20 protein-coding genes are annotated in these 22,290 nt (G+C 66.6%); 13 read left to right on the forward strand and 7 right to left on the reverse strand.

Annotation, left to right across the window (positions count from 1 at the left end; translation table 11 throughout):
- Positions 1-112: 112 nt before the first annotated feature.
- Positions 113-2,152, reverse strand: a complete 2,040-nt coding sequence (locus A9974_RS28180; protein ID WP_183007467.1) for a sensor histidine kinase — start codon at positions 2,150-2,152, stop codon at positions 113-115.
- Between the two features lie 70 nt (positions 2,153-2,222).
- On the opposite strand from A9974_RS28180, the gene A9974_RS28185 reads away from it, so the two are divergent.
- Entirely contained in the window at positions 2,223-2,921 is a 699-nt protein-coding gene (locus tag A9974_RS28185; protein WP_183007468.1) for a response regulator transcription factor, read from the forward strand.
- A 66-nt stretch (positions 2,922-2,987) separates the two neighbouring features.
- On the opposite strand, the gene A9974_RS28190 is transcribed toward A9974_RS28185, so the two are convergent.
- The 4 genes from A9974_RS28190 to A9974_RS28205 all read right to left on the reverse strand — a co-directional run bounded on the left by A9974_RS28190 (position 2,988) and on the right by A9974_RS28205 (position 7,057).
- Complete coding sequence (locus tag A9974_RS28190) at positions 2,988-3,332, reverse strand: antibiotic biosynthesis monooxygenase (protein WP_183007469.1); 345 nt, start codon at positions 3,330-3,332, stop codon at positions 2,988-2,990.
- Positions 3,329-4,474, reverse strand: a complete 1,146-nt coding sequence (locus tag A9974_RS28195) for a cytochrome P450 (protein ID WP_183007470.1) — start codon at positions 4,472-4,474, stop codon at positions 3,329-3,331. Before A9974_RS28195 ends, A9974_RS28190 begins: the two co-directional genes overlap by 4 nt.
- Positions 4,475-4,546: 72 nt before the next feature.
- Positions 4,547-5,395, reverse strand: coding sequence for an NAD-dependent epimerase/dehydratase family protein (locus A9974_RS28200; RefSeq protein ID WP_183007471.1), 849 nt, complete (start codon positions 5,393-5,395; stop codon positions 4,547-4,549).
- A gap of 15 nt (positions 5,396-5,410) precedes the next feature.
- Entirely contained in the window at positions 5,411-7,057 is a 1,647-nt protein-coding gene (locus A9974_RS28205; RefSeq protein WP_183007472.1) for an electron transfer flavoprotein-ubiquinone oxidoreductase, read from the reverse strand.
- Between the two features lie 112 nt (positions 7,058-7,169).
- Here A9974_RS28205 and A9974_RS28210 point away from each other — a divergent pair, with 112 nt between their 5' ends.
- From A9974_RS28210 to A9974_RS28220, 3 genes are all read left to right on the forward strand, one after another.
- Entirely contained in the window at positions 7,170-7,619 is a 450-nt protein-coding gene (locus A9974_RS28210) for an acyl-CoA thioesterase (protein WP_183007473.1), read from the forward strand.
- Positions 7,620-7,880: 261 nt separating this feature from the next.
- Complete coding sequence (locus A9974_RS28215) at positions 7,881-8,579, forward strand: CoA transferase subunit A (protein WP_183007474.1); 699 nt, start codon at positions 7,881-7,883, stop codon at positions 8,577-8,579.
- A gap of 12 nt (positions 8,580-8,591) precedes the next feature.
- Positions 8,592-9,245, forward strand: coding sequence for a CoA transferase subunit B (locus A9974_RS28220; protein WP_183007475.1), 654 nt, complete (start codon positions 8,592-8,594; stop codon positions 9,243-9,245).
- An 89-nt stretch (positions 9,246-9,334) separates the two neighbouring features.
- On the opposite strand, the gene A9974_RS28225 is transcribed toward A9974_RS28220, so the two are convergent.
- A complete protein-coding gene (locus A9974_RS28225) occupies positions 9,335-9,793 on the reverse strand; it encodes a GNAT family N-acetyltransferase (RefSeq protein ID WP_183007476.1) in 459 nt (152 codons plus the stop codon).
- A gap of 190 nt (positions 9,794-9,983) precedes the next feature.
- Here A9974_RS28225 and A9974_RS28230 point away from each other — a divergent pair, with 190 nt between their 5' ends.
- From A9974_RS28230 to A9974_RS28270, 9 genes are all read left to right on the forward strand, one after another.
- Positions 9,984-10,859 carry a MurR/RpiR family transcriptional regulator gene (locus A9974_RS28230; protein WP_183007477.1) on the forward strand — a complete coding sequence of 292 codons (876 nt, stop codon included), beginning with the start codon at positions 9,984-9,986 and terminating at the stop codon, positions 10,857-10,859.
- On the forward strand, positions 10,856-11,836 hold the full coding sequence (locus tag A9974_RS28235) for an isoaspartyl peptidase/L-asparaginase family protein (RefSeq protein ID WP_183007478.1): 981 nt from the start codon (positions 10,856-10,858) through the stop codon (positions 11,834-11,836). The genes A9974_RS28230 and A9974_RS28235 overlap by 4 nt, the downstream gene beginning before the upstream one ends.
- A 46-nt stretch (positions 11,837-11,882) precedes the next feature.
- Positions 11,883-13,769, forward strand: a complete 1,887-nt coding sequence (locus A9974_RS28240; RefSeq protein WP_183007479.1) for a dipeptide ABC transporter ATP-binding protein — start codon at positions 11,883-11,885, stop codon at positions 13,767-13,769.
- Between the two features lie 66 nt (positions 13,770-13,835).
- On the forward strand, positions 13,836-15,389 hold the full coding sequence (gsiB, locus tag A9974_RS28245; RefSeq protein WP_183007480.1) for a glutathione ABC transporter substrate-binding protein GsiB: 1,554 nt from the start codon (positions 13,836-13,838) through the stop codon (positions 15,387-15,389).
- A gap of 88 nt (positions 15,390-15,477) precedes the next feature.
- The gene (gene gsiC / locus A9974_RS28250) at positions 15,478-16,398 is read left to right on the forward strand and encodes a glutathione ABC transporter permease GsiC (RefSeq protein ID WP_025137181.1); all 921 of its coding nucleotides are present in this window, start codon (positions 15,478-15,480) and stop codon (positions 16,396-16,398) included.
- Positions 16,399-16,405: 7 nt separating this feature from the next.
- A complete protein-coding gene (gsiD, locus tag A9974_RS28255; RefSeq protein ID WP_183007481.1) occupies positions 16,406-17,305 on the forward strand; it encodes a glutathione ABC transporter permease GsiD in 900 nt (299 codons plus the stop codon).
- Positions 17,306-17,472: 167 nt separating this feature from the next.
- Complete coding sequence (locus A9974_RS28260; protein WP_183007482.1) at positions 17,473-18,567, forward strand: P1 family peptidase; 1,095 nt, start codon at positions 17,473-17,475, stop codon at positions 18,565-18,567.
- A gap of 19 nt (positions 18,568-18,586) precedes the next feature.
- Positions 18,587-19,405 carry a M55 family metallopeptidase gene (locus A9974_RS28265; RefSeq protein WP_183007483.1) on the forward strand — a complete coding sequence of 273 codons (819 nt, stop codon included), beginning with the start codon at positions 18,587-18,589 and terminating at the stop codon, positions 19,403-19,405.
- 8 nt (positions 19,406-19,413) lie between these two features.
- A complete protein-coding gene (locus A9974_RS28270; protein WP_183007484.1) occupies positions 19,414-21,204 on the forward strand; it encodes an aminopeptidase P family protein in 1,791 nt (596 codons plus the stop codon).
- Positions 21,205-21,290: 86 nt separating this feature from the next.
- Here A9974_RS28270 and A9974_RS28275 read toward each other — a convergent pair.
- A partial coding sequence (locus A9974_RS28275) for a hypothetical protein (RefSeq protein ID WP_183007485.1) occupies positions 21,291-22,290 on the reverse strand: 1,000 nt, incomplete at its 5' end.

Consider the following 22,290-nt stretch of genomic DNA (forward strand, 5'->3'; position numbering starts at 1 on the left):
AATGGGCTGAAAATAAAATCAGATACCGGAAGTTGTGGTTTTTCCGGATCGGCGGGAAAGATACAAATAGATGCTTTCGCGCAACATATTGTCGACAGATCCTCGGGGCACCCTACCTGCCGGCGCGCTGCGGCAAGCTGAGCCGAAAGCACACCGGTTCGTCGCCTCCGGCGCCCGCCAGCGCCACCGTGCCGCCCAAGCGTTCGGCTATCGCCTTCACCAGATACAGCCCCAACCCGGCGCCGGGGTGGCGCAGCGCGTTCTGGCCCCGATAGTATTTCTGGAACAGGCGTTCCTGTTCTTCGGTGGGAATGCGCTTGCCCGGGTTGGCGACCTCAATGTGCAGGCTGTCGTCCTGGGCATGTACCGAGACAGTCACCGCTCCCTCGTCGGTGCAGTGTCGGTCCGCGTTCGCCAGCAGGTTGCGCAGGGCGATGTGCAGCATGCTGGCATCGCATTCCAGACCGTGTTCGCCCGGGCCATAGATGCACTGGATGCGGCCGGGTGCGAAGTCCCGTTCCAGGTCGGCCAGCATGGCCGGCACGTCGCAACACGCCAGGCGCAGTTCGGCCCGCGGCTCACGCATGCGGTCGTGGGTCAGGTATTCATCCACCAGCGCCAGCAGGCGCACGGCGGCATCGCGGATATTGCCGCAGCGCGCCAGGCTTTTCTCTACAGGCGCGGCCAGGTTGCGGCCCAGTTGCTGCGCCGACGTGGTGATGATCGCCAGCGGGGTGCGGAATTCGTGCGACACCATGGCGACGAAGTCGCGCTGCTCCGCGAACACCTGCCGTTCCTTGTCCAGCGAGGTCCGCAGTTCACCCTCCAGTTCGACGCGGCGTTCGATCTCTTTCTGCATTTCGGCCGTGCGCAATGCCACCTCTTGCTCCAGCCGATGGCTGTGCTGCCGCGCCAGGTCGGCGGCCAGGTTGGCTTGCTGCCGTTCGCGGATGCGCCGTTGACGCTCATGTCGTCCGACAATGAACAGGCTCAAGAGCAGCATGTGCAGCATTGTGCCCAGCGTGGACACATACTCGGTGAATGCATTGACCGGCAGCACGCCCAGGTTTCGCAGGAAGGCGATCAGCACGCTGATGTAGAACACCCCGAAGGCCAGCGCGAAAAAGCGCGCCGGGCGCCAGCCGCGTTTCAGCAGGTAGGCCGCCAGCGTCGAAAAGCCGACGATCAGCAGCAGGGCCAGCAACTGGATCGGCTGCACGCCCCAGGCGTACCGTCCGGCCACGACCAGCCCCGCGCAGACCAGCGCGATGCCCCAGAACAGCCGCTCCAGCCAGCGCACCGCCCGCGGATACAGCGCCGCCAGGTTCAGTTGGCGAAACGCGATCCGTAAGGCCACCGGCAGGCTGAATGCAATGCCCACGCCCAGCAGGCGGTCGCTCCAGCCCACCGGCAATCCGGTCAATTGCTGGACTAGCCCCAGCGACAGCACTTCATTGAAAACACAATTGCCGATGTAGGCCAGGAACAGGCCGCTCATCGGGGCGCGCGTGACCAGCCAGAAGGCGCCGTGCGCACAGATCAGCAGCAGATAGAAGCCGAAGTACAGCCCGAACAGCAGCCCTTCGCGGCGCGACTGGTTGTCGTAGGCCAGGCGTTGCCAGATCTCCAGCCGGGTCGCCAGCGCGTTCTTGCTTTGCAGCCGCGCCAGGATCACGTAGTGGCCAGGCCCGGGCGGATCGAACTGGATCACCGGGCTGCGATAGTCTACGGGCCAGTCCCTGCGCGGCAGGTCCTCGCCGCTGCGTCCCAACGGCGTCCAGCCCGCGCCGTGGTTCACATAGACCCTCACGTCGTCCAGCAGCGCGTTGCTCAGGCGCAGCATCCATCCGCCTGGCGGGACGCGATCCACCTGCACCGGCAGGCGCAACCAGACTGCCGCGGGCGTGAAGCCGGCGCTCAGGCTGCCCGGCAGCGCGGTCCAACCGGCGGACGCGGCCACATCGGGTACATCGAGCGCGCCGCTGGCATCGTCCAGCCGTTCGAGATGGCCGTCCGCGTCCTGCATGCGGACGACGCTGTCCAGGTGCAAGGGCTCGGCCAAGGCCTGCGCCATCGCTGCAGGAGCGCCCGCCAGCAACCACGCCAGCAGCCCCAGCCACGCGAGCGCCGTGGGATAATATTTCCGTTTCATCGAATCGCATTTTTTGTGCAGCCGGGCAGATTACACCAGCCTTGCGCGGCACTCTTGACTGACGCGCCTCATGCCTGAAGTAATTCTTCTCGAAGACGAACCGGTGTTGCGCCAGGAGCTTGGCGAGTTTCTCGAAGAGTTGGGTTATGCGCCGTTGTGCGTGTCCAGTCTGCAGGAATTCGACCTGGGTTTCGACCCCGGCCGCCATCATCTTGCCGTCATTGATATCGGGCTGCCCGATGGTTGCGGGCTGGACCTGATCCAGCGCCTGCGCCAGGACGGCCAGCGGGTCGGCATCGTAGTATTCAGCGCGCGCCAGACCAGTCCGGACCGGATCATGGGCCTGGGCATGGGCGCCGATCACTACCTGGGCAAGGGCTGCGATCTCGACGAACTGGCCGCCACGCTGGCGGCGCTGGTGCGCCGCCTGGGGCTGCAGCAACGGCCTCCGGAGCAACCCGCCGCGGACTGGATGCTTGAAGTCGGCCCGCGCCGGCTGCATATTCCCGGTGCGCCTTCCATGCCGTTGTCGCAACAGGACCTGACGGTGCTGCGCTGCCTGATGGACCAGGCCGGCGAAAACGTCAGCCGCCGGCAGATCATCGAAGCCCTGGGCGCTGATTACCTTGAATACGATCAGCGCCGGCTGGACACGCAAATGCGGCGCTTGCGCCGCCGCGTCGAAGCCGAGAGCGGGCAGACGCTGCCGGTCAAGACGCTGCGCAACAGCGGCTACTGCTTCTATCAGCCGGCGCGGGTCCAGGCCTGAAACGCCGCGGCACGGCCGGGGTACCGCGATCGGGCTGCGACCCGATACGCGCGGCGGGCGAGGCCATCAGCCATGTCTTGCGCGGCTGTCGCCCGGCGCCTCGTCGCGTTCCTGCATGCCATAGTCGCGCAGCACCTGCGCCACCCGCAGACGGTAGTCGGCGAACACGCCGCCGCGCCCGGCTTCCTGGGCCTGGCGATGCGATTCCAGCGAACGCCAGCGCTTGACCGCGTCCTCATCGCGCCAGAACGACAGCGATAACAGCTTGCCCGGCGTGGTCAGGCTCTGGAAGCGTTCGACGGAAATGAAGCCGTCGATGGCCTTGAGCTCGTCAATCAGGCGGGCGGCGATGCGCAGATAGGGATCGGGGTTGCCCTCGGCGGGCTCGACTTCGAATATCACGGCAATCATGGGGTGGCGTCCTTGGGGATGGCAAACTGGGGAATGCGGGCGTTGGGCAGGGCGCGATAGCGAAAGCGCGCGGCCAGCGCCGCGGCGTCGGTGCCGGCTTGCAGCAGATGGCGCAGCGCACCGGCAGCATGCTGGCGCGCCAGGTCGCGGCCCGGGCAGGCATGGGCCAATGCGCCGAATGGCCAATGCGCTTGCGGCTGCACCGTCGCGGCGGCGGCCAGTACCAGCAGCACGGTGGCGCCGGCCTCGATGTGTTGGCCGCCGGCGTCGATGGGCTCGGCCAGGAAACGGCGCGTGTTGTGGATCGCCGGATCGTCCCGTAGCGCGGTGTCCACCAGCGTCTGGGCCTGCTCCCGCGTCAATGCGGACGATGCGCCGCGCCGGCCGGACAGGACCAGGGCGTTGCCCAGCAGGCCGGCCCCAGCTTCGCACGATTGGAACAACAGGCCAACGAGGTTCGCGGCCAGCAGCGCCGGATCCAGGCCGGCGCGTGCGCCTTCAAGACGCAGTTCGCGCAGCGCCGGGCTGGCTTGCGGGGCCTGCAGATGCGCGTGCAGCCTGGCGGACAGGCGCGAGGCGGCGGCATGTCCGGTGGCGATGACGGGGGCTGCCGCGGCGGGCGGCAGGGCGGCGAGGAAGTCGCGGATGTCGCGGGCGCAACCGGCCAGGACCGCGGCGGGCAATCCGAGGAAAGCGGCCTGAGCATGGACCGGCGCGGCGTAGAGATAATGATCGACGTCCACTGCGTCAGGGCCGGTGTCCGTCGTTGTGTCCGCGCGCGATTTCGTTTGCGGATCCGGCCATGCCGGGCTACAGGCGTGTTGCGCTTGCCGCGCCACGAAATTGGCCAGCAGCCGCTTGCTGCAGGCATGCGCGGCGCCATCGGTCATGCGGGCGAAACTGCCGAACAGGGCGCCTGCCGGACCGGCGGCGATTCCTTTGGGAACAGGCTCGGCCATGGGCCGCACGCGCGCGGCCGGATGACGCATGACTTCCAGGATGGCGCCCGGACTGCTCGCGACCCACAGGCCCAGCCGCGCATCGTGGTACAGCGGCCGGTCGCGCGCCAGCGCGGCGTAATAGGGGTAGGGGTCTGGGTGCGTCACCGCCTGGAGCGGATCGAGCGGGTCGGGAATGGGCATGGCGGGTCCGGCAGGGGAGTCAGGAGGCCAGTATCCTCCTGCCGGGCACGCAACGATTCGTCGCTGGCCGAACTATGCCTGCTGGGCGGCGTTCGCCAGCAGGGCGGCATAACCGATGCGGGCATCCGGCCATTGCAGGGCCAGGCCGCTGGCACGCAGGCGGGCATTGCTGAGCTTCTTGCTGCCGATGTTGGCGGGGGCGGGCGCCTCGGCCGGCGCCGGTGCGCCGACCAGGCGCGCCAGGTCGGCGTACAGCTCGTGCAGCGGCAGCGGCGTGTCGTCGCAGCCGATGTACACCGCTTGCGCCTCGGGCAGCAGCGCCAGGTGCACGATCGCGGCCGCGGCGTCGTCGATGTGGATGCGGTTGGCCCAATGCGGCGGCTGTGTGGGCGCGCCGGCGGCGCCCGCGCGCAGCCGTTCGATCAGTTGCAGGCGGCCGGGCCCATACAGGCCGGCGAAACGAATCGTGGTGTGCGGCAGGGGGCGGGCCGCCAGGGCGGCTTCGGCGTCCAGCAGGATGCGGCCGTTGAAACCCTGCGGCGCGGGCGGAGTGTCTTCGGTGACCCAGTCGCCGTGGTGCTCGCCGTAGACCGCGCTGGAGGACACGAACAGCACGCGCTGGACCTGGGACGTATCCAGCGCGCCCAGCACGCGGTTCAGACCGTCGACGAACACGGCGCGGTAGGCGGCCGGATCGCGCGCACCGGCGGTGGCCACGTGGATGACGCGGCTGATGCCGGCGGGCAGCGCCGGCAGGCCGCCGGCCACGGTGATGTCGCCTTGCAGCCAGCGGATGCCGCTGGCGTCGCCAGCGGGCGGGTGGCGGCGCAGCGCGTAGACCTCGTCGCCGCGCGCCAGCAGGCGGTGCGCGGCGCGTTGGCCGAGGTCGCCGCAACCGATGAAAAGCACGCGTTCAGCCATGTCGCGCGCCGCCTTCTACATGCCGCTGTAGACGGGCCCTTCGCCGCCCTGCGGCGCCACCCAGACGATGTTCTGGGTCGGGTCCTTGATGTCGCAGGTCTTGCAGTGCACGCAGTTCTGCGCGTTGATCTGCAGGCGGTCGTCGCCGTGGTCATCCTTGATGAACTCGTATACGCCGGCCGGACAGTAGCGCGCTTCCGGGCCGCCATACGTGGCCAGGTTGACCTTGACCGGCACCGAGGCGTCTTTCAGCGTCAGGTGGACGGGCTCGTTTTCATCGTGGTTGGTGTTCGAGATGAACACCGAGCTGAGCTTGTCGAAGGTCAGCTTGCCGTCGGGCTTGGGGTAGTCGATGCGGGCGCACTGCGAGGCCGGCTGCAGGCAGGCGTGGTCCGGCTTGCTGTGGCGCAGGGTCCAGGGCATCTTGCCCTTGAACACCAGTTGCTCGATGCCGGTCATCAGCGTGGCGACGGTGCGGCCCTTCTTGAACCACTGCTTGAAGTTGCGCGCCTTGTTCAGTTCGTCGTGCAGCCACGAGGCCTTGAAGGCTTCGGGGTAGGCGGCCAGCTCGTCCTGGCGGCGGTCGGCGACCAGCGCGTCGAACGCGGCTTCGGCGGCCAGCTTGCCGGACTTGATGGCGGCATGGCTGCCCTTGATGCGCGAGGCGTTCAGGAAGCCGGCTTCACAGCCGACCAGCACGCCGCCCGGGAAGGTCAGCTTGGGCAGCGACAGCAGGCCGCCCGCGGTGATGGCGCGCGCGCCGTAGGCGATGCGCTTGCCGCCTTCGAAGGTGCCGCGGATGGCGGGGTGGGTCTTGTAGCGCTGGAATTCGTCGAACGGCGACAGCCACGGGTTGGCGTAGTCCAGGCCGACGATCATGCCCACGGCCACCAGGTTGTTGTCCAGGTGGTAGAGGAACGAACCGCCGTAGGTGTCGGAATCCAGCGGCCAGCCGGCGGTGTGGATCACCAGGCCGGGCTTGGACTGGGCCGGGTCGACCTCCCACATTTCCTTGATACCGATGCCGTAGGCCTGCGGGTCGCGGCCGTCGTCCAGCTTGTAGCGATCGATCAGCTGGCGGCCCAACTGGCCGCGCGCGCCTTCGGCGAACACCGTGTAGCGCGCATGCAGTTCCATGCCGGGCTGGTAGTGGTCGGTATGGCTGCCGTCGCGGGCCACGCCCATGTCGCCGGTGGCCACGCCGCGCACGGCGCCGTTTTCGTCGTACAGCACTTCGACCGCGGCAAAGCCGGGGAAGATCTCGACGCCCAGCGCTTCGGCCTGTTCGCCCAGCCATTTGACGACGTCGCCCAGGCGGACGATGTAGTTGCCGTCATTGTGGAAACAGGGCGGCAGCAGCCAGTTGGGCGTGGCGCGCGCGCCGTTTTGCGACAGGAACAAGAACTTGTCCTGCGTGACGGGCACGTTCAGCGGCGCGCCCTTGGCTTTCCAGTCGGGGATCAGTTCAGTCAGCGCCAGCGGGTCCATGACGGCGCCGGACAGGATATGCGCGCCCAGCTCCGCGCCCTTTTCAAGGACGCAGACGCCGATTTCCTGGTTTTTCTCAGCGGCCAGCTGCTTCAGACGGATGGCGGTGGCCAGGCCGGCGGGTCCACCGCCAACCACAACCACGTCATATTCCATCGACTCGCGTTCAGACATTGCAAAGCTCCCCGTATGTATTCCATATATGGCTGGAAGTATTATCGGCGATTGTATTGCAGCCGGAGGCCTTGCATGTCTTCGGATTTCTTTCAGCCATCAGGAGCAATTGGTGAACCCGGACACTCAGTCTGCGCGGATTCTGGCGGTGGGCGACACCCATCAAGTGGATTTGCCCTTGCGTTGGGGCGACTCGGACGCCTTGAATCATCTGAACAACACGCTGTATTTCCGCCTCATGGAAGAGGCCCGCATGCAAATCCTGTACGACGCGGGCTTTGAATTGCCGGCCGACGACGGCGCCATCCTGGCGCACGCATCCTGCGATTTCCTGCGGCCCCTGACCTATCCGGCGACCGTACGGGTGACGCACAAAGTGACCCGCATCGGCCGCTCCAGCGCTGAATTCGAGCTACTGCTCGAGAAGGTCGGCGATGACGCTGGCCCCTACGCGCGGGGCCGCAATGTGCTGGTATGGATGGATTACGTGGCCAATACGTCCGCACCGTGGCCGCCGGAGGTGCTGGCCAAGATGGCCACGCAGTTCCGGCCGGCGGCGTAATTCAAGGCCTGGCGATTGGTCCGGCTTTGCGACGCTGTTTGAAACAGCGCGCGCATTTGCCGGGCATGCCGCTAAAATCAGACCAAAACCATAATAGAAATCAATGGGCGCGCCACCCTCGGCGATGCGGCCCAGCAGGCATCGGGCTCCGCCGCGATGCCGCTGGCCAGCGGAGCCGGCAGCCGCGCCTTAAGGAAAAACAGGGCTCGCCGCCATGCTGCGAGACTCTCTTCAGTTCGACCTTAATTAGGAGTTGGAGCGATGGACAAGGTTTATGCAAGCGCCCAGGAGGCGCTGGCAGGCATCGTCAAGGACGGCCAGATGATCGCCGTGGGCGGTTTCGGCCTTTGCGGCATTCCCGAAGCCCTGATCGCCGCGTTGCGCGATTCTGGCGTGAAAGACCTGACCTGCATCAGCAATAACGCGGGCGTCGACGGCTTCGGCCTGGGCCAGCTGCTGAACACCCGCCAGGTCCGCAAGATGATTGCGTCCTACGTGGGCGAAAACAAGGAATTCGAACGTCAGTACCTGTCGGGCGAACTTGAACTGGAATTCACGCCGCAGGGCACGCTGGCTGAAAAGCTGCGCGCGGGCGGCGCCGGCATTCCAGCCTTCTTCACCCGTACCGGCGTGGGCACCATCGTCGCTGACGGCAAGGAAATCCGCGAATTCGACGGCCAGCAATACGTGATGGAACGCTCGCTGGTGCCGGACGTGTCGCTGGTCAAGGCGCACATCGCCGACCGCAGCGGCAATCTGGTGTTCCGCAAGACGGCGCGCAACTTCAATCCGAACGTGGCGATGGCCGGCAAGTTCACCGTGGTCGAGGTCGAGGAAATCGTCGACACCGGCAGCCTGGACCCCGACCAGATCCACCTGCCCGGCATCTATGTGCACCGGATCGTGCTGAACACGACCCCGGAAAAGCGCATCGAACAACGCACCACTCGCCCGGCCTAAGGAGAACACGACATGGCATGGTCCCGCGATGAAATGGCGGCGCGCGCCGCGCGCGAGCTGCAAGACGGTTTTTACGTGAACCTGGGTATCGGCCTGCCGACCCTGGTTGCCAACCACGTGCCCAAGGGCGTGGAAGTGTGGCTGCAATCCGAAAACGGCCTGTTGGGCATTGGTCCGTTCCCGACCGACGCCGAAGTCGACGCCGACCTGATCAACGCCGGCAAGCAGACGGTCACGACGCTGCCTGGCTCGTCGATCTTCTCGTCGGCCGATTCGTTCGCGATGATCCGCGGCGGCAAGATCAACCTGGCCATCCTGGGCGCGATGCAGGTGTCCGAAAAGGGCGACCTGGCCAACTGGATGATCCCGGGCAAGATGGTCAAGGGCATGGGCGGCGCGATGGACCTGGTGGCCGGCGTCGGCCGCGTCGTGGTCCTGATGGAGCACGTGGCCAAGAAAAAGGACGGCACCGAAGACATCAAGTTGCTGCCCGAATGCAACCTGCCGCTGACCGGCGTGGGCGTGGTCGACCTGATCATCACCGACCTGGGCGTGATGGAAGTCACCGACAACGGCCTGAAGCTGCTGGAAACGGCGCCTGGCGTGACGGTGGACGAAATCCAGTCCAAGACCAGCGCCAAGCTGGACGTGTCGGCGGTGAAGTAAACCCCACCGACCTGGAAAACGAAAACGCCCCGCAAGGGGCGTTTTTCATTGGGGCGCGGCAACAAAGGACTGGGCGGCGGGGCGCCGGGTCAGGCCGCTTCCCGCAGCAGCATGCCCACGTGCGGGATGCCGTCTTCGATGTATTCCTCGGTGACCGGCACGAAGCCGTGGCCGCCGTAGTACGTCTTGAGCCGCGCCTGGGCGCCCAGGTACACCGGCTGGCCGGGCCACAGGCGCGCCACTTCGGCCTTGGCGCGGCGCATCAGCTCATGCCCCAGTCCGGTGCCGCGGGCCGCCGGCGCCGTGATCACGCGGCCGATGACGGCCTGGCCGTCGTTCAGCGCCGGTTCGAGCAGGCGGCAGTAGGCCAGCAGGGCGCCGTCCTGCCAGGCCATCAGGTGTTCGGTCTGCCCCAGCAGATCCTTGCCGTCCATATCCAGGAAGACGCAGTTCTGTTCCACCACGAAGACTTCCGAGCGCAGGCGCAGGATGGCGTAAAGCTCGGCAGGAGTGAGTTCGGCGTGGGGTTTGCTGATCCAGGCGGGCATGCGGACGGTTCCGGAAATCGGGGGTGAAGGAGAGGGCAAATAGCGTACCTCAAACCGGCCCCGTTTCTTTTGATGCACTGTTACATAAATTCACGGGTATACCCTTAGTATGAAAATGAATTTTCTTATCTAAAATTTATGTGTAAACAGATTTACACAATCGCCCGCTACTCTCCCGCTCCCTTCCCCGATGAACAAGGCCGTACTCACGATCGCTGATCGGATCGCCCGGGCCCAGCCCGCGCTGAGCCGCACGCAGCACAAGATGGCCGAATACGTCCTGGCGCACCAGTTTCGCGTCGCCACGATGACCATCGATGAATTCGCGGCGGCGGTGGGCGTATCGGTCGCCACGGCCAACCGCTTCGCGCGCGCCCTGGACCTGCCCGGCTACCCGCAATTTCGCGCCGAACTGGCGCGCGGCTTCGAGGCGGCGCTGGAGCCCGTCGAAAAGCTGCGCACGGAACTGGCGCACTCGGCCAGCGCGGTGCAGATCTTCGCCGCCACGCTCGAAGAGGACATCCGTAACGCGCAGCGCAACCTGCAATCGCTGGACCCCGCCGCCTGTGATCAGGCGGTGGAAGCCATCCTGGCCGCCGACCGCGTCTTCATCATCGGCTTCGGCGCCAGCGGTTTCCTGGCGGGCCTGTTGCAACGCGGCCTGTGCATGCACCTGCATTCGGTCGAATCGCTGGCCGGTCCTGGCGGCGTGTCGCACGCCGCGCGGCAGATGTCGCGCATGACCAGCAAAGACCTGGTCATCGCCATCGGCTTTCCGCGCTACCTGGCCGATACGGTGACCCTGGCGGGCGCCGCCCAGCAAGCCGGCGTGCCGGTGCTGGTCCTGACCGACAAACCCACGTCTCCGCTGGCGCCCACGGCATCCGTGGTGCTGTACGCGTTTTCCGCGCGCCAGCTGATCCCCAATTCCGAAACCGCCGCGCTGGGCCTGATCGAAGCCCTGTCGGCGGCGGTGGCCTACCGGGCCAAGAATTCCGTCGCGGCCGCCGCTGGGGTGACCCAGTCCGTGATGCCGTGGCTCATCCATGGAGTAGGTAAACGATGATTCAACCCGTGATTGCCATTCACGGTGGCGCCGGCGCGATGTCCCGCGCGGCCATGTCGCCCGAGAAAGAACAGGAATACCTGAGCGCGCTGGAGTCCATCCTGAGCGCCGGCCAGGCCGTGCTGGCCCGTGGCGGCAGCGCCCTGGACGCCGTCACTGAAGCTGTGCGCCTCCTGGAAGACTGCCCGCTGTTCAACGCCGGGCATGGCGCCGTGTTCACCAGCGCCGGCACCCACGAGCTGGACGCCGCCATCATGGACGGCGCCACGCTGCGTTCGGGTGCCATCGCCAACGTGAACCGCGTGCGCAACCCTGTCTTCGCCGCCCGTTCGGTCATGGAAACCAGCAAGCACGTGTTCTTCGTGGGCGAGGGCGCCGAAGCCTTCGCCAAGGACGCGGGCCTGGAACTGGTCGACCCGTCGTACTTCTCGACCGAAGCGCGCCGCGAGCAACTGTTGCGCGTGCAGCGTGAAACGCCGGAAGCGGCCGTGCTGGATCACGATGGCCAGGCCATGGTCGCCCGCGGCCAGCCCGCCCCGGCCGATCCGCTGGATTCGGACAAGAAGTTCGGCACCGTCGGCGCCGTGGCGCTGGACGCCCAGGGCAACCTGGCCGCGGCCACGTCCACCGGCGGCATCACCAACAAGCAGGTCGGCCGCGTCGGCGATGCGCCCTTGATCGGCGCCGGCACCTACGCCAGCAACAAGACCTGCGCCGTGTCCACCACGGGCACCGGCGAAATGTTCATCCGCATGGTCGCCGCCTATGACGTGGCGGCCCAGATGGAATATTGCGGCGCATCGCTGGAAACGGCGGCGGACCGCGTTGTCATGGAAAAACTGCCCACCATTGGCGGCAAGGGCGGCCTGGTGGCCGTCGACGCCAAGGGCAATGTGGCCTTGCCGTTCAACACGGAAGGCATGTACCGCGGTTACGCCCGCGTCGGTGAGAAGCCGGTCACCGCCATCTATCGCTGAGCGGCGGCGGGCTTCGTTTTTGTCAGTTTTGGGGATTACTAAAGATATGGTTGATCGCGCAAACAGCCTGGCGCTGCCGGATAACCGCGTGGTCCAGGTCAACGACCTGACGGTGCGCTTCGTGGGTTCGGAGCGCACGGTCGAAGCCGTGCGCAACCTGTCGTTCCATGTGGACCGGGGCGAGACCCTGGCCATTGTGGGCGAATCGGGTTCGGGCAAGTCGGTGACCTCGCTGGCGCTGATGCGCCTGGTCGAGCACGGCGGCGGCCGCATCGCCCAGGGCCAGATGGCGCTGCGCCGGCGCAATGGCTCGGTGATCGACCTGGCCGGTTCCAGCCAACGCGTCATGCGCAATGTGCGCGGTGCGGATATGGCCATGATTTTCCAGGAGCCGATGACCTCCTTGAACCCGGTGTTCACGGCCGGCGACCAGATCGCCGAGTCCATCCGCCAGCACCAGGGCAAGGACGCCGCCGCCGCGCGCGCCGAAGCGCTGCGCATGCTGGAACAGGTGCGCATCCCGGAAGCCAAGTCGGTGCTGGACCGCTACCCGCACCAGCTGTCCGGCGGCATGCGCCAGCGCGTCATGATCGCCATGGCGCTGGCCTGCAAGCCGGCGCTGCTGATTGCCGACGAACCGACCACCGCGCTGGACGTCACCATCCAGGCCCAGATCCTGCAACTGATCCGTCAGCTGCAGGAAGAAATGCACATGGGCGTGGTGTTCATCACCCACGACATGGGCGTGGTGGCTGAGGTGGCCGATCGCGTGCTGGTCATGTACCGCGGCGACAAGGTCGAGGAAGGCCCCTCCGAATCCGTCTTCGCCGCGCCTCAGCATGCCTACACCCGCGCGCTGCTGTCGGCCGTGCCGAAGCTGGGTGCGATGCAAGGCACCGACCTGCCGGCCCGTTTCCCCCTGCTGCAAGTGGACGGCAAGGCTCAGCCCGTGGCCGAGCCCGGCGCGACCAGCACCCAGGAAGTCCCGGCCGAGCGCCGCGAGCCGATCCTGAGCGTGCGTAACCTGGTGACCCGTTTCGATCTGCGCGGCGGCATCCTCAGCCGCGTGCAGCGCCGCGTGCACGCCGTGGAAAAGGTCAGCTTCGATCTGTACCCCGGCGAGACGCTGTCGCTGGTGGGCGAGTCCGGTTGTGGCAAGTCCACGACGGGCCGTTCGTTGCTGCGCCTGGTGGAAAGCCAGGGTGGCGAAATCCGTTTCGGCGGCCGCGATATCGTGCGCCTGAAGAACAGCGAGCTGCAATCCCTGCGCCGCGACATCCAGTTCGTGTTCCAGGACCCGTTCGCGTCGCTCGATCCGCGCGTGACCGTCGGCTTCTCGATCATGGAGCCGCTGCTGGTGCACGGCGTGTCCAAGGGCCGCGAGGCCGAGCGCCGCGTGTCCGAGCTGCTCGAGCGCGTCGGCATGCCGCCCGAAATGGCGCAGCGCTATCCGCATGAATTCTCGGGCGGCCAGCGCCAGCGCATCTGCATCGCGCGCGCCCTGGCCCTGAATCCGAAGGTCGTGATCGCCGACGAATCGGTGTCGGCGCTGGACGTGTCGATCCAGGCGCAGATCGTGAACCTGCTGATCGATCTGCAGCGCGACATGGGTATTTCGTTCCTGTTCATCTCGCACGACATGGCGGTGGTCGAACGCGTCAGCCATCGCGTGGCCGTCATGTACCTGGGGCAGATTGTCGAGATCGGTCCGCGCCGGGCGATTTTCGAGAACCCGCAGCATCCGTACACCAAGAAACTGATGTCGGCCGTGCCGATCGCCGATCCGGCGCGCCGCCATCTGAAGCGCACGTTGCTGTCCGATGAAATTCCCAGCCCGATCCGCAGGCTCGACGACGAGCCGGTGGTGCAGCCGCTGGTGCAGGTAGGCACCGATCACTTCGTCGCCCGCCATGCGGTCGGCGGAGCGTATTGAGTCAGTTGTTGTACTTGTTTTTCTTCCACCAAACCCCCTAATTCCATTCTGGAACCAGGAGTTGCAATGATGAAAGTTCTGCGCCCCACCAAGCTGATGGCCGCCGCTGCGGTGGCCTTCGGTGTGCTCACCTCGCCGCTGGCGCATGCTGCCAAGGACGTGACGTTTGCCGTCTCCATCGCTCTGGAAACGCTCGACCCGTACAACACCAACAGCACGCTGAACCAGGCGGCCGGCAAGGCCTACTACGAAGGTCTGTTCGAATTCGACAAGGACCTGAAGGTCCAGAAGGTCCTGGCCACTGACTACACCGTCAGCGAAGACGGCCTGGTGTACACCTTCAAGCTGCGCGACGGCGTCAAGTTCCACGACGGCACCCCGTTCAACGCCGAAGCCGTCAAGATCAACTTCGACCGCCCGGCCAATCCGGAAAACCGCCTGTCGCGCTACATCCAGTTCAGCGTCATCGAAAAGATCGACGTGATCGATCCGCTGACCGTCAAGATCACGCTGAAGAAGCCGTTCTCGGCCTTCATCAACGCGCTGGCCCACCCGGCCGCCATGATGATCTCGCCGGCCGCGCTGGCCAAGTACGGCAAGGAAATCGGTTTCCACCCGGTGGGCACGGGCCCGTTCGAATTCGTCGAATGGAAGCCGGCCGAATACCTGAAGGTCAAGAAGTTCGATGGCTACTGGAAGAAGGGCTACCCGAAGGTCGACACCCTGACGTTCCGTACCGTGACCGACAACAACACCCGCGCCGCCGTGGTGCAGACGGGCGAAGCGCAGTTCGCTTTCCCGGTGCCGTTCGAGCAAGCCGCCGTGCTGAGCAAGAACGACAAGCTGGACGTGGTCGATCACAAGAACTCGATCATGGCGCGCTACCTGTCGATGAACGTGCAGCAAAAGCCGTTCGACAACGTCAAGGTGCGTGAGGCCATCAACTACGCCATCAACAAGGAAGCCCTGGCCAAGGTCGCTTTCTCGGGTTACGCCACCATCGTCGACGGCGTCGTGCCGACCGGCGTGGATTTCGCCCACAAGACCGGCCCGTGGCCGTACGACATCAAGAAGGCCAAGGCCCTGCTCGCCGAAGCCGGTTACCCCAACGGCTTCGAAAGCCAGCTCTGGTCCGCCTATAACGACGGCACCTCGGTGAAGGTGGTGCAGTTCCTGCAGCAGCAGCTGGCGCAAGTCGGCATCAAGGTCTCGGTCGAAGTGCTGGAATCGGGCCAACGCGTGCAGCGCGTGCAACAGGTGCAAAAGCCTGAAGACGCCAAGGTCCGCATGTACTACGCCGGCTGGTCGTCCTCGACCGGCGAAGCCGACTGGGGTCTGCGTCCCTTGCTGACCACCGCCGCTTTCCCGCCGGTGCTCAACAACGTGTCGTACTACTCGAACAAGTCGGTTGACGACGGCATCCAACTGGCCCTGGCCACGACGGACCGCGCCAAGAAGACCGAGATCTACAAGAACGTTCAGGAAACCATCTGGAAGGACGCCCCGTGGGCCTTCCTGGTGACCCAGAACAACCTGTACGTCAAGTCGAAGAACCTGTCGGGCGTGTACGTGGAACCGGACACCTCGTTCTGGTTCGGCGACATCGACCTGAAGCAGTAATCCGGCGGTAACTCTCGGGGCCGCAAGGCCCTTGCAAGGCCACATACGGCGGGGACGCGGTGTCCCCGCCGATGTTGCAGGAATTTCAATGCTGACCTATATCGTCAAACGTCTTTTGGGCATGATCCCCACGCTGCTGCTGGTGGCCGTGGTCGTGTTCCTGTTTGTGCACATGCTTCCGGGCGACCCGGCGCGACTGGCCGCGGGCCAGGAGGCCGACCAGCAGACCGTCGAACTGGTGCGCAAGGAACTGGGGCTGGATCTGCCCCTGCCGCAGCAATTCGTGCGCTACTTCAGCCACATGCTGCAAGGCGACCTGGGTACCTCGCTGCGTACCAAGCGTCCCGTCTTGACCGAAATCTCCGATCGCTTCATGCCCACGCTGTGGCTGACGATCGCCAGTATGGCCTGGTCCGTGACCTTCGGCATGATCATCGGGATCGTGTCCGCCGTGTGGCGCAACCGCTGGCCGGACCGCCTGGGCATGACACTGGCCGTGTCGGGCATCTCGTTTCCCGCGTTTGCGCTGGGGATGATGTTGATGCAGGTGTTTTCCGTGAACCTGGGCTGGCTGCCGACCGTGGGCGCCTCGACCTGGCAACACTACATCCTGCCGTCCATCACGCTGGGCGCGGCGGTGGCCGCGGTGATGGCGCGCTTTACCCGCGCTTCGTTCGTAGAAGTCATCCAGGAAGACTTCGTGCGAACCGCCCGCGCCAAGGGCCTGACCGAGCGCCGCGTGGTCATCAAGCACGCGCTGCGCAACGCGCTGATCCCGGTCGTCACCATGATGGGCCTGCAGTTCGGCTTCCTGCTGGGCGGCTCGATCGTGGTCGAGACGGTGTTCAACTGGCCCGGCCTCGGCCGCCTGCTGGTCGACGCCGTGACCCAGCGCGACTATCCGGTGATCCAGGGCCTGGTGCTGCTGTTCTCGTTCGAATTCATCCTGATCAACCTGATTGTCGACGTGCTCTACGGCGTCATCAATCCCAGCATCCGTTACAAGTGAGGCGGCCATGAGCAATACGACACCCGCCGCGACCATCGCCGCCGTTCCCAAGAACGACGTGCGCACGCCCGCCACCGAGTTCTGGCGCAAATTCAAGAAGCAGAAGCTGGCGCTGGGCGCCGGCCTCTTCGTCCTGCTGCTGGTCGTGGTGGCGATTCTCGCCCCCTGGATCGTGCCGTTCGACGCCGAGAACTTCTTCGACTACGACGCGCTGAACGCCGGCCCCTCGCTGACCCACTGGCTGGGTGTGGATTCGCTGGGCCGCGACATCTTCAGCCGCATCATCATGGGCGCGCGCATCTCGCTGGCCGCGGGCTTCCTGTCCGTCGCCATGGGCGCCATCGTCGGCACCTTCATGGGCCTGATGGCGGGCTACTACGAAGGCTGGTGGGAACGCATCACGATGCGTATTTCCGACGTGCTGCTGGCGTTCCCCGGCATGCTGCTGGCGATCGGCGTGGTGGCCATCCTGGGTTCCAGCATGGTCAACGTGATCGTGGCCGTGGCCGTGTTCAGCGTGCCGGCGTTTGCCCGCCTGGTGCGCGGCAATACGCTGTCGATCAAGCAGATGACCTACGTCGAAGCCGTCAAGAGCGTGGGCGCGTCCGACTGGACCATCATCATGCGCCACATCCTGCCCGGCACGATCTCGCCGATCGTGGTGTACGGCACGATGCGTATCGGCACCTCGATCATCACCGCGGCCAGCCTGTCGTTCCTGGGCATGGGCGCATCGCCTCCCACGCCGGAGTGGGGCGCCATGCTGAACGAAGCGCGCGCCGATATGGTGATCGCGCCACACGTGGCGATCTTCCCGGCGCTGGCGATCTTCCTGACGGTGCTGGCCTTCAACCTCTTGGGCGACGGCCTGCGCGACGCGCTCGATCCCAAGATCGACCGCAAGTAGGCACACGCAATGGCTGCCCGCTCGCCGCGCCCTATCGGTTCAGGGCCTGGCGTGGCGGCCGCCGAGCTCGCCGCCGCCCGCGTTCGGGCGCTTGCCATCCGGCAGGCGCTCCGGCCACGCAGGACGGCGGCGTTTCGCATTCTGGAGCCTCTAGACAGGCAGTAAGCATGGACAAACAAACGCAGGACATTCCCCGCATTGGCACCTTGCCGTCGGGACCGCTGGATTCGATCTGCGACGTGGGCGGCATCACCGTCGGCCATAGCACCCTGTCGGACGGCGCGCTGCAGACGGGCGTGACGGTGGTCAAGCCGCATACCGGCGACCCGTACCTGGACAAGGTGCCGGCAGCCGCGACCATCCTGAACGGCTTCGGCAAGAGCACCGGGCTGGTCCAGGTGCAGGAGCTGGGCGTGCTGGAAACGCCGATCGCGCTGACCAACACCTTTGGCGTGGGCACCGTGGCCAATGCCCAGATCCGCGCCGCGGTGGCGGCCAATCCTGGCATCGGCCGCGGCATGGCGACCGTCAATCCGCTGGTGTTCGAGTGCAACGACGGCTACCTGAACGACATCCAGGCGCTGGCAGTGCAGGAATCGCACTACGCCGACGCCCTGGCCGCGGCCGGCAAGCAGATGGAGCAGGGCGCGGTGGGAGCGGGGCGCGGCATGTCGTGCTTTTCGTTCAAGGGCGGCATCGGCTCCGCGTCGCGGGTGGCGTCCGTCCAGCCGGACAAGCGCTACACCGTGGGCGCGCTGGTGCTGTCCAACTTTGGCCGCCTGCCCAACCTGACCGTCGCGGGCCGGCCCTTTGGCCGCCGGCTGGCGGACCAGTTGGACCGCGGCCTGGCGCAGGCAGGCGAGAACGCCGCCATCGTGCCCGAGAAGGGCTCTATCATCTTGCTGGTCGCCACCGACGCGCCGCTGGACGCGCGCCAGTTGCGGCGCCTGTCGCTGCGCGGGGGCGCGGGGCTGGCGCGCACCGGCTCGGTGTTTGGCCACGGCAGCGGCGACATCGCGCTGGCGTTTTCCACCGCCTACACGGTGCCGCAAGAAGCCGAGCGCCCGATGCCCGCCATCGCCATGCTGCACGAGACCCGCATCGACCCGCTGTTCGAAGCCGCCGCCGAAGCCTGCGAGCAGGCCATCATCGCCGCGCTGTGGCGCGCAGAAGGCGTGCACGGCCGCGACGGCCATCATCGCGCCGCCATCCGCGACGCCGCGCCCGACTGGCGGCAGTGGCTGGCGGACACCGCATTCTGAATCCTCGAAAGGCAAACCCATGAAGATCCTGATTTCCACCGATATCGAAGGCGTCGCCGGCGTCTTCCATGCTGAACAGATCCGCGCCGGCAATGGCGAATACGAGCGCGCCCGCGCCTGGATGACCGCCGAGGCCAATGCCGCTGTGCAAGGCGCCATCGCCGGCGGCGCCGAAGAGATCCTGGTCAACGATTCGCATGGCGGCTTTCGCAATCTGCTGCCGGACGGTCTGGACGAGCGCGCCCGCCTGGTGCTGGGCAAACCGCGCTACCTGGGCATGATGGGCGGCCTGGAAGAAGGCTGCGATGCCGTCTTCATGATTGGCTACCACTCGCGTTCGCAAGGCCGCGGCGTCCTGGCGCACACGATCAACAGCTTCGCCTTTGCCCGCGTCTTCATCAACGGCATGGAGCTGGGCGAGGCCGGCCTGTACGGCGCGCTGGCCGGGGAAATGGGCGTGCCCGTCATCCTGGCCACCGGCGACGACGTGTTCATTGCCGAGACCACCGACCTGTTCCCGGGCGCCCAATGGGTGCAGACCAAGGTGGCCCATGGCCAGGGCAGCGGCGTGACGCTGTCGCCGGCCGCCTCGCGCCGCGCCATCACCGCCGCCGCGGAAACCGCCGTTCGGAATCTGAAGAAGGCGATCCCCTTCCGCATCCCCGCCCCTATAGAATGCCGGTTGCAGACCCAGACCTCGGCGCTGGCCGACCTGTTCTGCATGTGGCCCACGCTTGAGCGCGTGGACGGCGTGACGCTGCGGTTCACCACGGACAGCATGCAGGCCGCCATCCGGACGCTGAACAGCCTGGCCGCCATGTCTTTCATGTTGCGCTAAGGAACCCCATGTCTAGCACCGACGCCCGTATCGCCCAACTGCGGCAGGCCATGAGCCGCCGCGGCCTGTCCGCCTATATCGTTCCGTCTTCGGATCCGCATCTGTCCGAGTACCTGCCCGCGCGCTGGCAGGGGCGGCGCTGGCTATCGGGCTTCACGGGCTCGGTGGGCACGCTGGTCGTCACGGCCGATTTCGCGGGTTTGTGGGTAGATAGCCGCTACTGGGTGCAGGCCGAAGCGCAACTGGCCGGCACGGGCGTGCAACTGATGAAGATCGCCGTGGCCACCACGCCCGGGCATGTGGACTGGCTGGCCGCCAACACCCGGGCAGGCGAAGTCATCGGCGTCGATGGCCAGGTGCTGGGCCTGGCGGCCTTCCGCGCCTTGTCGGCGGCCGCCGCCGCGTCGGGCGCCACGCTGGAAATCCGCGCCGACCTGCTGGACGATATCTGGACCGACCGCGCCGGCCTGCCCGCCGCCGCCATCTACGAACACGTGGCGCCGCAGGCCTGCGTATCGCGCGCCGACAAGCTGGCCCTGGTGCGCGAGGGCATGCAGGCGCACGGCGCCGACGTGCACTTCGTCAGCACGCTGGACGACATCGCCTGGCTGTTCAACCTGCGCGGCGCCGACGTGGACTACAACCCGGTGTTCGTCGGCCATGCGCTGATCGGCCTGGACCACGCCACCCTGTTCGTGGCCGACGGCAAGATCGACGAAGCGCTGCGCGCCGTGCTGGCCGCCGATGGCGTGCAGGTGGCGGGCTATGCCCAGGCCGCCGACGCGCTGGCGTCGCTGGAACTGGACCAGAAACTGCTGATCGACCCGGCCCGCGTCACCTGCGGCGTGTTCCACGCCATGGATCCGGCCGTGCCCCGCGTCGAGGCCATCAACCCGTCCACGCTGCTCAAGTCGCGCAAGACGGAAGCCGAACTGGCCAACGTGCGCCAGGCAATGGCGCAGGATGGCGCCGCGCTCTGCGAGTTCTTCGCCTGGTTCGAAGGCGCGCTGGGCCGCGAAACCATCACGGAACTGACTATCGACGAGCAGATCACCGCCGCCCGCGCGCGCCGGCCCGACTATGTCTGCCCCAGTTTCACCACCATCGCCGGCTTCAACGCCAACGGCGCCATGCCGCATTACCGCGCCACGCCGCAATCGCACTCGGTCATCGAGGGCGACGGCCTGCTGCTGATCGATTCGGGCGGCCAGTACCTGGGCGGCACCACGGACATCACGCGGGTCGTGGCGGTGGGTACGCCCAACGCCGACCAGAAGGTGGACTTCACGCTGGTGCTCAAGGGCATGATCGCGCTGTCGCGCGCCTCGTTTCCGCGCGGCACGCCGTCGCCGATGCTGGATGCCATCGCGCGCGCGCCGATCTGGGAAGGCGGCGCCGAATACGGCCATGGCACCGGCCATGGCGTGGGCTACTTCCTGAACGTGCACGAAGGCCCGCAGGTCATTTCGTACCGCGCGGCGCCTGGTCCTCACACGGCCATGGAGCCAGGCATGATCACTTCCAACGAACCGGGCATCTACCGTCCGGGCCGCTGGGGCGTGCGGATCGAGAACCTGGTGGCCAACCGCAGCTGGCTCACGTCCGAGCTGGGCGAGTTCCTGTGCTTCGAGACCTTGACCTTGTGCCCGATCGACACGCGCTGCATCGAACCGGCGCTGCTGCGCGCCGACGAGATCGCCTGGCTCAACGATTATCACAAGACGGTGTTCGAGCGCCTCGCGCCGCTGGTGCAGGGCGAAGCCCTGGCGTGGCTGGAACGCCGCACGGCGGCGATCTGATCGCGCCGTTCCGCGATTGAAAAAGGCCCCGAGGGGCCTTTTTCTTTGGGCGCGCCGGACAGGCGGCCACGCTGCGCTTGAGCCGTTCAAACCCGCCCGGCGTTGTGCAGCGTGTCGTGCTCGACGTGGCGGCGGTAGAACAGCCGCGCGCCGATGACGCAGCCCAGCGCCAGCAGCGCGATGTACACCGCCAAGGAGAACACGGAGGCGCTTGTCGAGGATGACGCGCGGGCCAGTTGCTCCCAACTCATGGCGCGCAGGGCCAGGATGGCCAGGCCGATGCCCAGCACCTGACCGACCCAGAAGGCAAAGGTGCCGTGCGCGACCGCGCGGCCGATGCCGGCCGGGCCCAGTGCCTGGGGCACCGCCTTGCGGCACGCCAGTACCGCCGCCGCCAGCGCTACCGCGGGCAGCACCCAGTAGCCGAACGCATACTGGACCAGGTCGGCCGACAGCGTATGCATCTGCAGGAAGGCGCCGAGGGACAGCGACACGTGCACTTGCCACAGCAGCAGTGTGATGCCGGCGATCCAGGCCGCATGGCGGGCCAGATAGGGCGGCGCGCCGGTGCTGCCGGTGGGCGTCACGCTCCAGGCAGCCACGCGTACGGCCAGCCAACTACCCAGGATCGACAGCAGGATGCCGGCCAGCTTGAGCGGCAGGCCAAGCAGCAGCACGCGGGTCGTCGTGCGATAGAACCCCAGGTTCTCGTCCAGCCATTCCCGGTGATGGGTCATCAGCGAGAACACGCCGTGCTGCAGCAGCGCCAAGGCGGCGGAATTGAGCACGCAGTACACCAGCAGGACCGCCAGCAGCACGACCACCATCTTGCCCGGGCGATCCACGCCGGCGGCGCCCTGGCGGTTCAGCCAACGATGCGCCGTGCACCAGGCGACCAGGCCGCCCAAGAGGGCGCCGGCGATGATCTGCGCGACATTGGGCGCCAGCATCTCGGGGCGCTCATACATATCGCGCATCCGGTCGGCCATGGGCGAGGCCACCACGATATAGGCTTGCAGCGCGATCGCGTAGATCAGTTGCAGGCAGACGGAGGCGATGGCCAGGCGCCAGGGCAGGGAGGGGGGG

This window comes from Achromobacter sp. UMC71 (assembly GCF_014170305.1).
Lineage (GTDB): Bacteria > Pseudomonadota > Gammaproteobacteria > Burkholderiales > Burkholderiaceae_B > Achromobacter.

Excerpts from the sequence above, each read along its gene's own strand:
- A9974_RS28235 (WP_183007478.1), top strand. The coding sequence starts at position 10,856 with ATGATTCAACCCGTGATTGCCATTCACGGTGGCGCCGGCGCGATGTCC.
- A9974_RS28195 (WP_183007470.1), bottom strand. The coding sequence starts at position 4,474 with ATGCCCATTCCCGACCCGCTCGATCCGCTCCAGGCGGTGACGCACCCA.
- A9974_RS28185 (WP_183007468.1), top strand. The coding sequence starts at position 2,223 with ATGCCTGAAGTAATTCTTCTCGAAGACGAACCGGTGTTGCGCCAGGAG.
- A9974_RS28230 (WP_183007477.1), top strand. The coding sequence starts at position 9,984 with ATGAACAAGGCCGTACTCACGATCGCTGATCGGATCGCCCGGGCCCAG.
- A9974_RS28205 (WP_183007472.1), bottom strand. The coding sequence starts at position 7,057 with ATGTCTGAACGCGAGTCGATGGAATATGACGTGGTTGTGGTTGGCGGT.
- A9974_RS28265 (WP_183007483.1), top strand. The coding sequence starts at position 18,587 with ATGAAGATCCTGATTTCCACCGATATCGAAGGCGTCGCCGGCGTCTTC.
- A9974_RS28180 (WP_183007467.1), bottom strand. The coding sequence starts at position 2,152 with ATGAAACGGAAATATTATCCCACGGCGCTCGCGTGGCTGGGGCTGCTG.
- A9974_RS28240 (WP_183007479.1), top strand. The coding sequence starts at position 11,883 with ATGGTTGATCGCGCAAACAGCCTGGCGCTGCCGGATAACCGCGTGGTC.
- A9974_RS28270 (WP_183007484.1), top strand. The coding sequence starts at position 19,414 with ATGTCTAGCACCGACGCCCGTATCGCCCAACTGCGGCAGGCCATGAGC.
- A9974_RS28260 (WP_183007482.1), top strand. The coding sequence starts at position 17,473 with ATGGACAAACAAACGCAGGACATTCCCCGCATTGGCACCTTGCCGTCG.
- A9974_RS28225 (WP_183007476.1), bottom strand. The coding sequence starts at position 9,793 with ATGCCCGCCTGGATCAGCAAACCCCACGCCGAACTCACTCCTGCCGAG.
- gsiD (WP_183007481.1), top strand. The coding sequence starts at position 16,406 with ATGAGCAATACGACACCCGCCGCGACCATCGCCGCCGTTCCCAAGAAC.
- A9974_RS28200 (WP_183007471.1), bottom strand. The coding sequence starts at position 5,395 with ATGGCTGAACGCGTGCTTTTCATCGGTTGCGGCGACCTCGGCCAACGC.
- A9974_RS28220 (WP_183007475.1), top strand. The coding sequence starts at position 8,592 with ATGGCATGGTCCCGCGATGAAATGGCGGCGCGCGCCGCGCGCGAGCTG.
- gsiC (WP_025137181.1), top strand. The coding sequence starts at position 15,478 with ATGCTGACCTATATCGTCAAACGTCTTTTGGGCATGATCCCCACGCTG.
- A9974_RS28190 (WP_183007469.1), bottom strand. The coding sequence starts at position 3,332 with ATGATTGCCGTGATATTCGAAGTCGAGCCCGCCGAGGGCAACCCCGAT.
- gsiB (WP_183007480.1), top strand. The coding sequence starts at position 13,836 with ATGATGAAAGTTCTGCGCCCCACCAAGCTGATGGCCGCCGCTGCGGTG.
- A9974_RS28215 (WP_183007474.1), top strand. The coding sequence starts at position 7,881 with ATGGACAAGGTTTATGCAAGCGCCCAGGAGGCGCTGGCAGGCATCGTC.